General features: G+C 56.3%; 11 protein-coding genes. 3 read left to right on the top strand and 8 right to left on the bottom strand.

The window, feature by feature from the left end:
* Positions 1-35 precede the first annotated feature (35 nt).
* Together GSQ70_RS24765 and GSQ70_RS24760 are read left to right on the top strand one after the other, a co-directional pair.
* Positions 36-2,159: a TonB-dependent siderophore receptor gene (locus GSQ70_RS24765; protein WP_158785002.1), complete on the top strand. Its 2,124-nt coding sequence runs from the start codon at positions 36-38 to the stop codon at positions 2,157-2,159.
* 13 nt (positions 2,160-2,172) lie between these two features.
* Positions 2,173-3,264: an ABC transporter substrate-binding protein gene (locus GSQ70_RS24760; RefSeq protein ID WP_158785001.1), complete on the top strand. Its 1,092-nt coding sequence runs from the start codon at positions 2,173-2,175 to the stop codon at positions 3,262-3,264.
* A gap of 53 nt (positions 3,265-3,317) precedes the next feature.
* Here GSQ70_RS24760 and proP read toward each other — a convergent pair whose 3' ends face one another.
* The 7 genes from proP to GSQ70_RS24725 form a co-directional block, all read right to left on the bottom strand.
* The gene (gene proP / locus GSQ70_RS24755; RefSeq protein ID WP_158785000.1) at positions 3,318-4,823 is read right to left on the bottom strand and encodes a glycine betaine/L-proline transporter ProP; all 1,506 of its coding nucleotides are present in this window, start codon (positions 4,821-4,823) and stop codon (positions 3,318-3,320) included.
* 643 nt (positions 4,824-5,466) lie between these two features.
* Positions 5,467-6,423 carry a D-2-hydroxyacid dehydrogenase family protein gene (locus tag GSQ70_RS24750; RefSeq protein WP_158784999.1) on the bottom strand — a complete coding sequence of 319 codons (957 nt, stop codon included), beginning with the start codon at positions 6,421-6,423 and terminating at the stop codon, positions 5,467-5,469.
* Positions 6,424-6,437: 14 nt separating this feature from the next.
* The gene (locus GSQ70_RS24745) at positions 6,438-8,021 is read right to left on the bottom strand and encodes an EAL domain-containing protein (RefSeq protein WP_158784998.1); all 1,584 of its coding nucleotides are present in this window, start codon (positions 8,019-8,021) and stop codon (positions 6,438-6,440) included.
* Between the two features lie 109 nt (positions 8,022-8,130).
* Complete coding sequence (locus GSQ70_RS24740; RefSeq protein WP_158784997.1) at positions 8,131-9,186, bottom strand: AI-2E family transporter; 1,056 nt, start codon at positions 9,184-9,186, stop codon at positions 8,131-8,133.
* Between the two features lie 63 nt (positions 9,187-9,249).
* Complete coding sequence (locus GSQ70_RS24735) at positions 9,250-10,902, bottom strand: iron ABC transporter permease (RefSeq protein ID WP_158785458.1); 1,653 nt, start codon at positions 10,900-10,902, stop codon at positions 9,250-9,252.
* A 48-nt stretch (positions 10,903-10,950) separates the two neighbouring features.
* On the bottom strand, positions 10,951-11,925 hold the full coding sequence (locus tag GSQ70_RS24730; protein ID WP_158784996.1) for an ABC transporter substrate-binding protein: 975 nt from the start codon (positions 11,923-11,925) through the stop codon (positions 10,951-10,953).
* The gene (locus GSQ70_RS24725; protein WP_158784995.1) at positions 11,922-12,626 is read right to left on the bottom strand and encodes an ABC transporter ATP-binding protein; all 705 of its coding nucleotides are present in this window, start codon (positions 12,624-12,626) and stop codon (positions 11,922-11,924) included. Before GSQ70_RS24725 ends, GSQ70_RS24730 begins: the two co-directional genes overlap by 4 nt.
* Before the next feature lie 250 nt (positions 12,627-12,876).
* Between GSQ70_RS24725 and GSQ70_RS24720 the strand changes: the two genes are divergently transcribed.
* Positions 12,877-14,097 (top strand): MFS transporter, encoded by a 1,221-nt coding sequence (locus tag GSQ70_RS24720; protein WP_158784994.1) that lies wholly within the window; start codon positions 12,877-12,879, stop codon positions 14,095-14,097.
* Positions 14,098-14,144: 47 nt separating this feature from the next.
* Here GSQ70_RS24720 and GSQ70_RS24715 read toward each other — a convergent pair whose 3' ends face one another.
* Complete coding sequence (locus GSQ70_RS24715; protein WP_158784993.1) at positions 14,145-14,960, bottom strand: TIM barrel protein; 816 nt, start codon at positions 14,958-14,960, stop codon at positions 14,145-14,147.
* Positions 14,961-15,330: the final 370 nt, after the last annotated feature.

Raw genomic sequence — 15,330 nt, 5'->3', positions numbered from 1 at the left:
GCGCACAAAAAACAACCTCACTTGCGCGCTAATTTATGAAATCGCTTTTATCTCCTGATCGTCTTTCCGGGAAAACACATTTTATTCTTTTGGCCTCGCTGCTCAGTAGCGGCACCGCGCTGGCGGCAGAAACGGCAAAAGATCAGACTCTGACCGTGACCGCTGAACAACCCGGCACGAGCGGCAGTTACAGCCTGGATTCCGCCACCACGGCTACTAAAACAGCAGCGCCGCGTAACGAAACGCCGCAGTCGATCAGCGTGGTTACGCCACAGGTTATGCAGGATTATCAGGTCAGAACCGTTAATGACGCCGTGAAGTTTGTCAGCGGCGTGACTCAGGGCAATACGCTGGGCGGCACGGAAGATGGCTTTGTAAAACGCGGCTTTGGGGCTAACTCTGACGGCTCGATCTTTCTCGATGGCGTGCGCAGTAATCAGGGACTGTCGATGGACTCCACTATTGATCGTGTGGAAGTGCTGAAAGGATCGGCCTCACTGCTGTACGGCATCCTCAACCCTGGCGGGGTGATTAACCTGGTGAGCAAAAAGCCGCAGTATGAGTGGAACACTCACCTCAGCGGCAGCTCCAGCAGCTACGGTGGCGGTACGGGAACCGTTGACGTTACCGGTCCACTGGGCGATGGTTTCGCCTTCCGCCTGATTGCCGAACGCCAGCGTGAAGATTACTGGCGCAATTTCGGCGTCAACGAGCATACGCTGATCGCCCCGTCACTCAGCTGGTTTGGTGAAAAAGCCTCTTTCAACCTCAGCTATGTTGAATACAAATACGATGTGCCTTACGACCGTGGCACCGCCTTTATCAACAAAAAGCCGGTTAATATTCCCTACAACCAGCGTCTGGACGACAGTGCGAACCACGCCTGGGGCAAGAACAAGCGCCTGAACTTCAATTACGCTTACGCGCTGGACGACACCTGGGATACCCATTTCAGCTACGCCTGGATGCAGCGCCGCTACGACAGTAATGAAGTGCGTGCCACCGCAATCGACACGACTACAGGCATTGTTTCCCGCCGTGCCGATGCCAATCGCGGCTTTAACCATCAGACCACTTACCTGTCATGGGATATCGGCGGCAGCCCGGAAATCTGGGGGATGCAGCATGATGTGATGCTGGGTGTCGACTATGAGCAGGACGAAACCTATAAGGCATATTCGTATCGGGGCAAGGTTTCAAAGACCTTTAACATGTATGACCCGGTTTACGGCGAAGAGCCGGTGATCGGCAGCAGTACCTACAGTGATTCGATCAGTAATCTGCGGACTAACCTTTACAGCCGGTCGGTGTTCGCCAAAGACAGCATTCATCTCAACGACAGGTGGATAGCGGTGCTGGGCGGTCGCTACCAGCGCTACACCCAGACCGGCAGCAGCGGGTTTATCGACCCGCAAACCACGCTGAACGACCGGGGTGATGCGTTCCTGCCTCAGGTTGGGTTGGTTTATAAAGTGCTGTCGGATCTCTCGCTGTACGGCAGCTACAGCCGCTCGTTCACTCCTTCCACCCAGACCGACGATGATGGCAACGTGGCTTCCACCGAGAAGGGCACCACTTATGAAGTCGGCGCGAAATGGCAGGTTGTGGCCGCCGTTTCCGCCACTCTGGCACTGTACCGCATCGATGAGGAAGATATGTCGGTGTTTATCAACGGCGTGACGCGCAACATCCCGAAAGCGCGCTCCAGCGGAGCGGAGGTGGAGATTAACGGCGAGCTGGCGCAGGACTGGAATCTGATTGCCAACTACAGCTATGACAAAACCGAAATTGTTGAGGACAACACTAATCCGGACAATGTCGGCAATCGCCTGGTCAACGCCCCAACCAATATGGGCAGCCTCTACCTGAGCCACACAATGCGCTTCTCCTGGCTGCCTGGTGAGCTGCGGGTGGGCGGCGGCGGTCGCTATGTCGGGAGCCGTGCAGGCGATCCGGAAAACAGCTTCACCATGCCTGATTACACCGTGGCCGATGCCTTTATTGCCTGGGACAGTAAGCTGGTCGGCAAACACACCCAGCTGAAGCTCAATATTAACAACCTGTTTAATAAAGAGTATTACGAATCCAGCGCCGGTAACCTTCGGGTGATCGAGGGCGATCCGCGTGAGATTACCCTGCAGGCCGCTGTAGACTTCTGATCGGGGAACTGAGATGAAAAAGACGCTCCTTTTGCTGCTGCTGCTGGCCAGCAGCCTGGTACAGGCTAAGACCCTCACCGATATTCTGCAGCGTAAAGTTGAGATCCCTGACAACCCGCAGCGCATTGTGGTGGGTGAGGGCCGGATGATTTACACCCTTGCGCTGGTGGAAGAGGGCAATCCGGTAAAGCGCGTGGTGGGTTGGCCTGGCGATCTGCAGCGACTCGACCGGCAGACCTGGGATCGCTACAGTGCGGCTTTCCCGGAGATGAAAAAAATCCCCATCGTCGGTAACGCCAACTATGCGCAGATCAGCGTGGAGAAAGTGATCGCGCTGCGGCCGGATCTGGTGATCCTCCCGGTCTATGCCAAACAGGAAAGTAATCACGACAGCTTTCAGCGGCAGTTGACCGAAGCGGGGATCCCGGTGATCTATATCGATACCCGTGTGGATCAGTTGAAGAACACCGTGCCGAGCCTGAAAATATTGGGTGAAGCGCTGAATGATCAGGGAAAAGCGCAGCGGTTTATCACCTTCTACCAGCAGCATATGAACCTGATCCGCGACCGTCTGCAGCAGGCGAACCCACCCCGACCCAGCGTGATGCTGCAGCTGCATATCGGCCGCAGAGAAGAGTGCTGTACCACTGTCGGGCATGGTAACCTGGCGGATTTGCTGAATTTTGCGGGAGGCAACAATATTGCCTCCGGTCGCTTTGGCAGTGTGTTCGGACAGCTGAGCCCGGAAGCGGTGATTGTCGCTAATCCGGACATGTTTCTGGCAACAGGCATGGCGGGGCCGGGTCAGGAACAGCAACTGCAGCTTGGGCCAAAGATTGGCGCTCAGCAGGCACAACAGAGCTTTGCTCAGGCGCTGAAGCGGGAAACGCTGCTTTCACAGCTGCCAGCGATCCGCAATGGCAAAGCGCTGGCGGTGTGGCACAACTTCTATATGAGCCCGTGGCACCTGCTTGACGTGGAAATTTTTGCCAAAGCCTTCCACCCTCAGTTGTTCAGCGATCTTGATCCGGAAAAAACACTGGACGAGATGAACCGCCAGTTCCTGCCCGTGGCGGAAACGGGCACCTACTGGACGAAACCCTGATCTGCAGAAAAAAAAGCCCCGGATAACCGGGGCCTGCATTAGAACAGCGCACGCTACTCGTTGATATGCGGATGTTGGTTTATCAGGTGCTTACGCTTCTCTTCCAGCTCAGCGATCTGTACGTTAATCTCGTCGATCTTCGTTTCGATATTGTCATGATGCTCCTGCAGGATCTCTTTTGCTTCCGCGATATCAGAAGCAGCAGGCGTCGCGCCACGCAGCGGCATATTGGCCGTTTCTTTCATCATAATACCGGTCACCAGGCCCACCACTGCCACAATCATCAGGTAGTAAGCAGGCATGTAGAGGTTAGCGGTATATTCCACCAGCCAGGCGGCCAGCGTTGGCGTCAGACCGGCGACCAGAATCGAGATGTTAAAGGCACTGGCCAGCGCGCTGTAGCGGATATGGGTCGGGAACATCGCTGGCAGCGAGGAAGCCATCACGCCGGTAAAGCAGTTCAGCACCACCGCGAGGATCAGCAGACCTGCGAAAATCAGCCCCATCACGTTGCTGTTGATCAGCATGAAGCAGGGGATAGCCAGCGCCAGCAGCGCGATACTGCCGACGATTACGAACGGACGACGACCGAACTTATCGCTCATCAGCCCCATCACCGGCTGCACAAACAACATCCCGATCATGATGGCGATAATGATCAGCACGCCATGGTCTTCGGAATAGTGCAGGTTATGCGAAAGATAGCTCGGCATGTAGGTCAGCAGCATGTAATAGGTGACGTTGGTGGAGAGCACCAGACCGATACAAGCCAGCAGGCTTTTCCAGTGTTTGGTGGCAATCTCTTTAAACGAAACCTGCGGACCTGCAGCCAGACCTTCACGGTCACCCTGTTCCAGCTTGTCGACATGCTGCTGAAACGCCGGGGTCTCTTCCAGCGCGTTACGCAGATAAAGCCCGATGAAACCCAGCGGCAGAGCAACGAAGAATGGAATACGCCAGCCCCACTCAAGGAATTTTGCTTCACCGATCACCGTAGAGATCAGCACCACTAACCCGGCACCGAGGACGAAACCGGCAATCGAACCGAAGTCCAGCCAGCTGCCCATAAAGCCGCGCTTGCGGTCAGGAGAGTACTCGGCGACGAAAATGGACGCACCCGTGTATTCACCACCGACCGAAAAGCCCTGTGCCATCTTACACAGCAACAGCAGGATCGGTGCCCAGATGCCTATTGAGGCATGGGAGGGGATCAGACCAATACAGAAGGTACTGACCGACATGATCACAATGGTAACAGAGAGGATTTTCTGGCGGCCATACTTGTCGCCCAGCGCACCAAAGAACAGACCGCCAAGCGGGCGGATCAAAAACGGCACGGAGAAGGTTGCCAGTGCAGCAATCATTTGCACGCCCGGATCGGCACCCGGGAAGAACACCTGGCCTAAGGCATAGGCCACAAAACCATAAACCCCAAAGTCAAACCACTCCATGGCGTTGCCGAGCGACGCTGCAGTAATGGCTTTGCGTAACCTGGCATCATCAATGATCGTTACGTCTTTTAAGCCAATCGGCTTAACACGCTTCCTACGTAGCTTCATATAAAACACCCTGTAATTGACTGTTTCCCAATTAGATTTTTGCCCATTCGCCGTGGTTAAGTCTGTTGTGGCAGGCGAAACGGGTTAAATTATGTAGGGTCTCTGACCCCACTGACAGCAAAATGTAGCGGGTATTGACGCCCCTCAACAGATTTCCGTCTGCACTGAGTATATCGCCTCTTCGCCATGTAACATAATTTCTACCTGAAATCAGATTGGGTAAACTGATAAGCAATGGATCCAACAACTCTTTCAGCATGGCATGTCTGATTGAAAAAAAAGAGTGCTCAGTGGGGTGTGGTGGCGGCAGACGCACGGCCGTAAGCCAGTGAATGTCCCGGTGATGCCCCTGCAGAATGGATGGTTAAATTGTGCCGGGAGCATGGATAAGGCAGTGGAGCGGCGCTGGCAACAGGATATATTCTGGAGCAGCAGGCCGATCATATTATGCCCCCCTGGCGCGAATGAATCAGCGGGTGGAAGCAAGACGCGAAGCGGTCGGGATAACGACGAAAACTCAGGCTGAATTTGCGGCTGCGGATGAAACATTGGATGTGGCATTACGCGCGGTTTTAAAACGTCGGATTTGATTAAACAGACCGCCGACAAAACTTGTCAGGCGGCCAGCCAGAATAAATTAAAATTACTTATCTAACCTGCGTATTGTTTTACCCGCTAACCAGGCCTGAATATTCTCCACTGCCTGAGAAAAATAGCGCTGATAGTTTGTGTCGGCGACATAACCCAGATGCGGAGTCGCCAGCAGACCGGGCAATGTTCTTAACGGGCTGTCTGCAGGCAATGGCTCCCGATCAAAAACGTCCACGCCTGCACCAGCAATTCGTTTTTCACTCAGCGCAGCGATCATTGCCTGTTGATCAACCAGCCCGGCACGGGAGGTGTTAATCAGCAGCGCGGTGGGTTTCATCTGCCCAAATGCTTCAGCGTCAATAATATGGCGGCTGCGCTCGCTGAGCACCAGATGCAGCGAGATCACGTCGCTGTGTTGCAGGAGTGTCGCTTTGTCCGGCATCAGGCGCACGCCGCACTCTGCAGCCCGTTGCTCGCTGAGGTTCTGGCTCCATCCGCAAACTTCCATGCCAAAAGCCTGGCCAATCCGTGCCATCTGTTCGCCAATTTTTCCCAACCCAATCAGCCCCAGCGTTTTGCCGTGCAGCGTCATGCCCAACGTCTGCTGCCATGGGCCGTTATCGCGCAGCGCGGTATTTTCGGTAACCAGATGGCGGGCAAGGCCGAGGATCAGCGCCCAGCTCAGTTCGGCAGGCGCTTCGGAGCCGCTGGCGGTGCCACAAACCACCACGCCGTGGCGGCTGGCGGCCTGCAGGTCAATCGCCGCATTGCGCATGCCGGAGGTGATCAGCAATTTCAGATTGGGCAAACGGGCAAAAAGATCGGCCCCGAAGGGCGTTCTTTCACGCATGATAATCACGATTTCTGCCGCCTGCAGCGCCGAGACCAGCTCCTCTCTGTTGTTGAAATGCTGGCTGATGGCGTGCGTTTCCACCCCGGGCTGCAACACTGCCCAGTCCGCGCAGGAGAGGGCAACGGACTGATAATCATCGAGAATAATACACTTCATCTTTTTCCCCTGCTTCAGCCGGGTGGGTGTGACGTTGACGGCTGGTCTGCTGAATGTATCCACGTCATCATCGCGGCACTGGTCATTGGACGGGCGTAGAGATAGCCCTGAATATAGTCCACGCCGCGCGCTTTCAGCCAGGCCAGCTGCAGCGGCGTTTCCACACCCTCGGCGACAACAGACAGCTTCAGCTTCTTGCTGAGCATAATGATGGCGTCCAGCACCGGCGTCTCATCCTGCAAAGATTCGATGGCGTTGACGAAGCCGCGATCGATTTTCAGATAATCAAGCGGGAAGGTTTGCAGATAGGAGAGCGAACAGTGGCCGGTGCCGAAATCGTCGATGGAAATACGGATGCCCTCACTGCGCAACTGCTGCAGCTTGCGGACCACTTCATCACCTTCGGAAATCAGGCTGCGCTCGGTCAGCTCCAGCGTCAGGCTGATCTGATGCATGGCAATGCGTGCGGCAAACGTGCGGATGTCCTCGATAAATTCAGCATGCTGGATATGTTCGGCCGCGACGTTCACCCCAAGATGAAAGCCTGGTGGTAGCGTCCAGTTTTGCACATCTTCGGCAATCAGATCCATCAGATGACGGGTCAGCTGTACAATCATCTCTTCCGACTCTGCGGCCGCGATAAACAGATCGGGACGGACCCAGCTCCCGTTGGGCAACTGCCAGCGCATCAGCGCCTCTGCGCCGCCGTAAGTCTGGTTTGCGATGTCATAAATCGGCTGGTAATTGACCGAAAATTCCCGGTGATTAATGGCTCGCTGCAACTGGTCACGCATTGACAATTTGCGCTGCAGCCAGTTGTTGGTCACCGTGATTAACAGCAGCGAAAAGATCACCGCCATCGGCATAAAGGTCAGCAGGCCGTGTCGCCAGGTCAGGGCAGCATCACTGGGCGGCGAGGTAACGCGGGCAACAATCGGGTAGCGATTTGAGGTGACGGTCAGCGTTGAAGCACTGAGTAAGAAGGAGCCTGCCGATGGCGCGTAGCCGCCATCAATATTGTAGCCACCGCCAAACTGCAGCTCGATGTTGTAACCATGGCTTTTGCCGACCGCGTGCATAAAGTCCAGAAGATACTGACCATCCACCACTGCATAGGTGCTGAACTGGCTCGGTGTGTCGCGAATAAAAATCACTGCCGGACGGTCTTTCACCGCGTAGGTTCCGGCGATCGACAGCATCCACCAGGCTTTGCGGTGTTCTGGCGGTTGACGCTGGATCATAGTGGGCAAATTGCCGTTAATGCTGCCAAAGGCGGAGGAGCAGGTGACTTCACCACTTTGCATTACACCAATTGAGCGAAAATAGGGATAAAGCGCGGCCAGACGCATTAAATCGTCATCAATATCGCTGCATCTGGCACCGTCAAACTGACGCAGCTGGCCCACCATATTCCACGCCTGGTCGCTGATGGATTCAGCCTGGGTCAGCAGCATGGATGCGGTGACGGCCTGTTGTCGCTGCACGATTTGGCGGGCATTAATAAAGGTAAAGACGATGCACAGGATCAGCGGCAGCAGGCCTGCAATGGCGAGCAGCAGCCCCTTTCGATCACGCCGTTTTTTAAGCAGTGATTGCACTTTTTTCCCCTGTCACCCGGCAAGCTGGAGTGGCCGCACTGGCGATAAAATAGCATGGCTCTGAGCGCCAATAACTAAATAACTTGAGCGGAAAGCGGTGCGCAACTGTTTATTGTCGACTGACTTCACTTGATTTAGGGCGGCCGGTTCCCAGCAGAATAGCCAGCTTAGCGCCGCCCGGCGTGGTTTCCATCAGGATCTTGCATACGCTGGTCAGCGGTACGGAAAGCAGCATGCCGACCGGCCCGAGCAGCCATCCCCAGAAGATCAGCGACAGGAACACCACCAGGCTGGAAAGCCCCAGGCCTTTACCCATCACCCGCGGTTCCAGCATATTGCCGAAGAGCATATGAATGGCGATAAACAGCGCCGCCACCATCCCGGCATCAAAAATGGAATTTAACAGCAGCGCCTGAATCAGCGGTGGGATACCGGCGATCACCGGGCCAATATTGGGGATAAAGTTAAGCAGGAATGCCACCACGCCCCAAAGCAGCGCGAACTTAATGCCCAGCATCGTCAGGGCCAGCCACACCGCCACGCCGGTAATCAGGCTGATCAGTGTTTTTAGCGCCAGATAGTGCGTCACGCCTTTCAACGCTTTATGCAGACCGGCGATGCGGATCCTCGGGTTAATCAGCGCAAAGCGCAGTTTATAGGGCAGGTGATGAACTTCCAGCAGCATAAATACCACCGTCATCAGCAACAGCACGATGTTGGCCATCGCGCCGGAGAACTGGCTCAGCAACGTGGTTGCCACGTTCATCACTGAATTGGGATCGAGCCGTTCGGCCATGCGGTCGGTGGATAAATTGAGATGAAAATGGGCGGCGAAATGCTGCACGATGGCTAACTTGTGTTCCATCTGCCCGCGGATTTGCGGGTAGATATTGCTGAACTCATTGGCTGACCCGGCGATCATCGCCACCAGAAGGGCGATAAAAAACAGGACGGCAACGACCACCAAAGTAATCGCCAGCCCGCGCCGCACACCACGGCGCATCAGCATTGTCACCAGCGGGTTTAATACAATAGCCAGAAACAGGGCCAGTAAAAACGGCACCAGGATCTCTGAGGCCGCCTTGATGCCTGCGAGGATCACCACCAGGGTGGCCATTTTCAGCAGCATATTCTGCCCCATCTTCTCCTGCTGCAGCTCGCTCATTCCCTCTCCACTCTGTCAGTTTGACCAGTAAGTGTAGCGGCTGCAGGGAGTAACAGGTTGATTTCAGGAATGCTCCGAGGCTTTTTGCTGGCGCTGCATCAGGGCCAGAGCGACCAGCATCAACGTCAGGCTGACCATCATCGCGATACTGGCCATTGCCATTCCCTGCCCGATCGATCCTTGTTCAAACTGGCGCCAGATAAAGACCGCTACGGTTTGCGTACCTGCCGGGGCCAGCAGCAGAGAAGTCACCAGCTCGCGTGAGGCAATGGCAAACACCATCAGCATTGCGGCCAGCAGGCTGGGGAAGACCAGCGGCAGGATAATGTGGCGCAGCGCCTGCACCGTGCTGGCACCGTGAACACGGGCGGCAGGTTCAAGATTTCCGCCAATTTGTTTTAACGCGCTGCTGACATAACGCACCGGCCAGGGCAGCAACAAACAGCAGTAGGAGAGCAGCAGGATCACCCAGCTGTTATAAGGCGAAACGGGCCAGAAGGCGTGGTTCCATAACAGGATCAGACCGACTCCCACCACCACGCCGGGCAACGCCGCGGGCAGCAGTGACAGAGCATCAATCATCTTCGCCCCGCGCATTTTACCCTCCACCACCAGCCAGGCGGCCAGAAAGCCGAGCAGTCCGGTGATCAGCGCCGACCCCAGTGCCAGTCCCATGCTGGTGGAAAGGGCCGAAAAGGCCTCGCCCTGGTGATCAAACAGCGCTGCAAAGTGGCGCAGGGTGAAATTATCAGCGTGAATTCCGCCCGACAGCGTGGACATAAAAGCGGTGAGCAACAGGGAGGCCATCGGCAGGGCAACCACTAACGCCGCAACCAGCCCAAACACTATCATCACTGGCCAGCGCCAGGCCCCCGGAGAAACCAGACTGGTGTCGGCTGGCTTGCCGGTAATGCTGGTCACTTCTTTGTTGCCGACCAGCTTCTTCTGCAGGGCAAAGGCGCAGAGGGCAATCATAACCAGCATCACTGACAGCAGCGAAGAGCCGGGAAGATCGATCGGCCAGTCCGCCAGCCGTTGCTGAATTCCCACGGTCAGCATCACCACTCCGGCGCGTGCGCCCAGCGCGGCAGGCACGCCGTACTCTTCAATTGCCAGGGTGAAAGCCAGCAGCACCCCAGCCGCCAGCGACGGTAAAGCCATAGGCAGCGTGACGTGCCAGAACGCCCGCCAGGCCGACGCGCCGTGAACCCGGGCCACGGTTGCCAGCCGCTGACCGCTGGCGAGCATGCTGCGGGAAACGGCAAAATAGACCACCGGAAAGATATTCAGCGTCATCACCAGCATGATACCGGTCTGGCTGAACAGCAGATTATTCAGGTTACTGCCGGTCAGCTGCTGCAAATAGCCGTTTTGCTGCAGGGCCAGCATCCAGCTCAGTGCGGCAATATAGGGTGGGGTAAGGAAAGGGATCAGGAACATCAGATCCCAGAAGCGTGCCAGCGGCAGGTGAAACAATCCGCGCAGCGTGCCCAACGGAATACCTAACAGCGCACTGAACAGTGCCACGCCAGCGCCGGTTTTCAGCGTGCCATTCAGCAAAGCGGGTAGTTCGGGATCGTGTAGCAGAGCGGAAATGGGGGTGAATGCCCCGGCGAGCGACCCTTCGCTCAGTGCCGGAAACAGCGCCTGTAATAATATAAACAGCAGTGGCAGCGCCACCAGAATAGTCAGCAGTGCCACCGTAAACAGTGGCATCAGAGAGAGTTTCACAGGCAGATTTCCTGAATGTGGGGCGCGAACCGGTTAGTGATGAGCGAACAGCTTGCCAAAACGTTGCAGAACCGAGGCGCGGTTGCTGTTGCCGTCACTCTTCGCTGGCAGGATTTTAAGATCGCTGAGCAGCGGGCGCTTCGCCCCGATATCCGAACGTGCAGGCATCAGCCAGGCACCGGCGACCAGCTCCTGACCTTCCGGAGAGAGCACGTAGTCGATAAAGGCTTTGGCATCCGCCGCGTGCCGGGTCGACTTCAGGATCATCATCGGACGTGGAGCAACCACCGTGCCGCTGGCCGGGAAGATCACCTTGATGGCTTCGCCATCCTTGATGCTGTTGTAAGAGACGTAGTCAACTGCGCCAAATACGGCGGCCTTTGCTCCCTGCAGGACCGGTGTCAGGGCCTGAGCGTTAGGGCCGCTGATCACCATGCCGTTACTCTTCAACTTATCGAACAGTTGCCATGCGTCGTCACCCCTGCCGTTTTGCAGGCCAATCAACAGATCCAGTGAGGCACCGGAAAGCGCAGGATCCGGTGTGGTGACCTTATCCTTAAAGGCTGGCATGGTCAGATCCTTCCACTCTTTGGGTTCCGGCGTGCCGCTTTTGGTGTTCCACACGATCCCCAGTGCAGAGATGCCCTGCGCAACATAGGCGTCGGTTTTCAGGCTGGCCGGCACTTTGGCCGCGTTGGCGCTCTGGTAGGGCAGCAGCCAGCCGCGATGCTGCAACTCTTCGGCGGTGTCCCAGGAAGCGGATATCAGCACGTCCGCCAGCGGGTTCGCCTGTTCGGCTTCCAGACGCGCCATCACTTTACCGGTGGTGGCCTGGAAAATATTGACCTTCACCCCGGTCTGCTTTTCATAACCGGCGGCGAGTTTTTTAGCCAGCGATCCCGGCCCGGCGGTATAGACCGTCAGCGCACTGGCATCGTTAATCATCATGGCAGATGTGAAGATCATCGCGAAGATGGCTCCTGTTTTCTTGGTCAGAATGGATTTCATGCTGTTTCCCCGGAGAGTGGTTTTACGGCCTGAATGGACGTAACGGAACCTTGTGACAAATGAACAATATTGTCGGCCAGCACTTCGGCCTCGTTGCGATCGTGCGTGACATAAACGGCAGTGATGCCCAACTGAGGAAGCAGGATGGACATTTCGCGGCAGAGAGATTCACGCAGGTCGCGGTCGAGGTTAGAGAGGGGCTCGTCGAACAACAGAATGGAGGGCTCGGCGATGATGGCGCGGGCCAACGCGACTCGCTGCTGCTGGCCACCGGAAAGGTCGGAAGGTTTGCGTAGCGCGAAATCGGCGAGGCCAACACGTTCCAGCGCGACCATGATTTTAGTCAGGCGTTCAGCATTGGGTACGCGGCGCATCAGCAGCGGAAAGCCGACGTTCTGCGCCACGCTCATGTGCGGCCACAGGGCGTAGTCCTGAAACACCATGCCGATATCGCGCTGTTCCGGTGGCCGGAAGGACGTTGCGCTGGCTATCAGCCGGTCGGCAAAGTGAATTACACCGCTCTGCGGCTGGAGCAGGCCAGCCAGCAGTTTCAGCAAGGTGCTTTTTCCACAGCCGGAAGGGCCGAGCAGGGCCACGGTGGTGCCGCCTTCAACGGTCAGGTCAAGGTTGTTCAGTACGGTGTTTGCGCCAAAAGCATAACGAATGCCCTTCAGCACGATCGGGGTTGGAGTTCGCGTCATCAGGCCGTCTCATCACAGTTCAGGCATGGCCTGACCTTCGTCATCAGCCGACGAGTCGCGCTCTCCTGGGGGAAAGTCAGGGGAGCCAGCATCTTGTTATCCTCTTTGGGATTTTATTCAGCGGGCAGTATAAGAAGAGTATGTGACGGAATTATGGCTACAGAGACAATGGCGGCCTGGGGCTGACCTTTTTTGTTAAAATCAGGTTATAGTAAAAACTCCTGTTCTTCCCTGAAGGGTGCTGATTTCCATGCCTGAACAACCTGCGCTGGAGCCTGCTCCGGGCGGTTTACGCCTTAACCTGCGCATTATTTCCGTCGTGATTTTCAATTTTGCCAGCTATCTGACCATCGGTTTACCGCTGGCGGTGCTGCCCGGCTATGTCCATGACGTGATGGGCTACAGTGCGTTCTGGGCCGGGCTGGTGGTCAGCCTGCAATATTTCGCCACTCTGCTCAGCCGCCCCCATGCCGGGCGTTATGCCGATCTCTGGGGGCCAAAGAAAGTGGTGGTTTTCGGCCTGTGTGGCTGCTTTCTCAGCGGGGTTTGTTATGCGCTGGCGGCAGCTGGCGCGGCTGTTCCGGTGCTCAGCCTGTCTCTGCTTTGTCTGGGCCGGGGTATCCTGGGCGTGGGGCAAAGTTTTGCCGGAACGGGTTCCACGCTGTGGGGCGTGGGTGTGGTCGGATCGCTGCATATTGGCCGGGTGATCTCGTGGAACGGCATTTTCACCTACGGGGCAATGGCCATCGGCGCTCCGCTGGGCGTGGGGATCTATCGCTGGGGCGGCCTGCTGCTGCTCTCAGGAATTATCATCGCCATCGCGCTGGTTGCTATCCTGTTCGCCCTGCCACGGCCGACGGTAAAAAGCAGCAAGGGCAGGCAGCTGCCTTTCCGTACCGTACTGGGCAAAGTGTGGAATTTTGGCCTGATCCTCGCCATGGGTTCGGCAGGCTTTGGCGTTATCGCCACATTTATTACGCTGTTCTATCAGGCAAAGGGCTGGGAAGGCGCAGCCTGGGCGCTGACGCTGTTCAGCGGAGCCTTTGTTGGCACGCGGCTGCTGTTTCCTAATGCCATTAACCGGCATGGTGGACTGGCGGTGGCGATTGTTTGTTTCGCGGTGGAGGCTGTTGGCCTGTTTCTGGTCTGGGGTGCCGTCGACCCGTGGATGGCGAAGTTGGGCGCTTTCCTGACCGGAGCTGGCTTCTCACTGGTCTTCCCGGCGGTCGGTGTGGTGGCGGTTAAAGCTGTACCGCCACAGAACCAGGGCAGTGCTCTGGCAACCTACACCGCCTTTATGGATTTGTCGCTGGGGATCACTGGTCCGCTGGCCGGACTGGTGATGAGCTACTTTGGCGTTCCGGTTATCTACCTGCTGAGTGGTCTGCTGGTGTGCCTGGCGATCCTGTTGACGCTGAAATTACGTCGCAGCCAGCCGCAGCATAAAGAAGAACTGGTGGAGATGTCCTGAAACGGAGCCGCCAATCGATAAGCGTCGGGGGCTGGCGGCTCCGCTATTCAGTTTTGCAGCAGCGCAATGCTCTGGCGAATCGCACGTTCGATTTCCGCCGCGCTCCAGCCGTCCATCACGGAAGAGAACGGCTCAAAGGCATAAATGCCGCGATAACCCATGCGCTCCAGCCGCTTCACCTGGGCCACGCTGTTCAGCACATCCCCGTCGCTTAACATGATACGTTCTTCATCCGTCAGTTGTGCCGTCGGGCGAGTGTCTTCCACCCCGGACAGATGCACCAGCCCGATACCGTTAACGTCGATACCCTGCTCAAACTCGCTTTCCGCATTCTCATACAGATGGTGGTGAAAGGTATCCAGTACCAGACGGAAGGGGACGCTGGCATCGCGGATCAGCGCCTGTGCCTGAACCGCCGAGCGTAATGAGCTGATCGGGAAGCCCAGAGGCTCAACCAGCCCTGCAATGCCATACTGCTCAAACAGCGGTGCCAGCTTTTTCAGCGCGGCGATAGTGTCGTTCGCCGTCACCGGCGTACCGTCGTTCAGCGGGCACATCACCAGCGCTTTGGCGCCAATGGCCAGCGCATCTTTCAGCAATCCTTCTGCTCTGCGCATCAGTGCATCATCAGGCTGATTAAAGGGATACAGCGCATTGAGGGTGACTATCTCCAGGCCATAGCGCTCCGCCAGCGAGCGCGCTTCGGCGGCGGACAGATTGTCGGTGACTTTGCCCCCGCGCATGTCATTGCGCAGCTCAACCTTATTCAGGCCGAGTGAGTGAACCAGCTGGAAAAAATGCCCGATACTCAGGTTTGGGGCGATTTTACGGTTGATACAGAAACGGGTCGGGTCGATGGCCATCTTAACTGCTCCTGCAAATGGAGTGGGCGCGGCGGGTTCAGCTCTTCAGCCGTGGAACCGGTCAGTTCCGCGTGGAAAGATAAAAGAACATTTATTTCATGTTTAATAAATTATGAAATTTAAATTTTTGGATCGGCTTCGCAAAATTTCGTTTTTCCTAAGCCAGTCAGCGGTTTTCTGCAGGCATATGTGAGCATTGTCGCAGAGTTTTCATGCTGATGGACTGTCTGCTCAGATACCGTCTTAATCCGCGCCATCATTGGGTTTACCTCTTACTACTTTTATCGGGGCTCTTCGACACAAGCGGCGAGAGAAGTCAGCAGTAAAATGCGATCTGCGCCGCTAAAAACGAATTTTCTAAAGTGAATTA

The sequence above is a fragment of the Pantoea sp. BAV 3049 genome (assembly GCF_009765445.1).
Taxonomy (GTDB): domain Bacteria; phylum Pseudomonadota; class Gammaproteobacteria; order Enterobacterales; family Enterobacteriaceae; genus Erwinia.
Note: the sequence above shows the minus strand (reverse complement) of the source record. Positions and strands in the feature narration are given on the sequence as shown.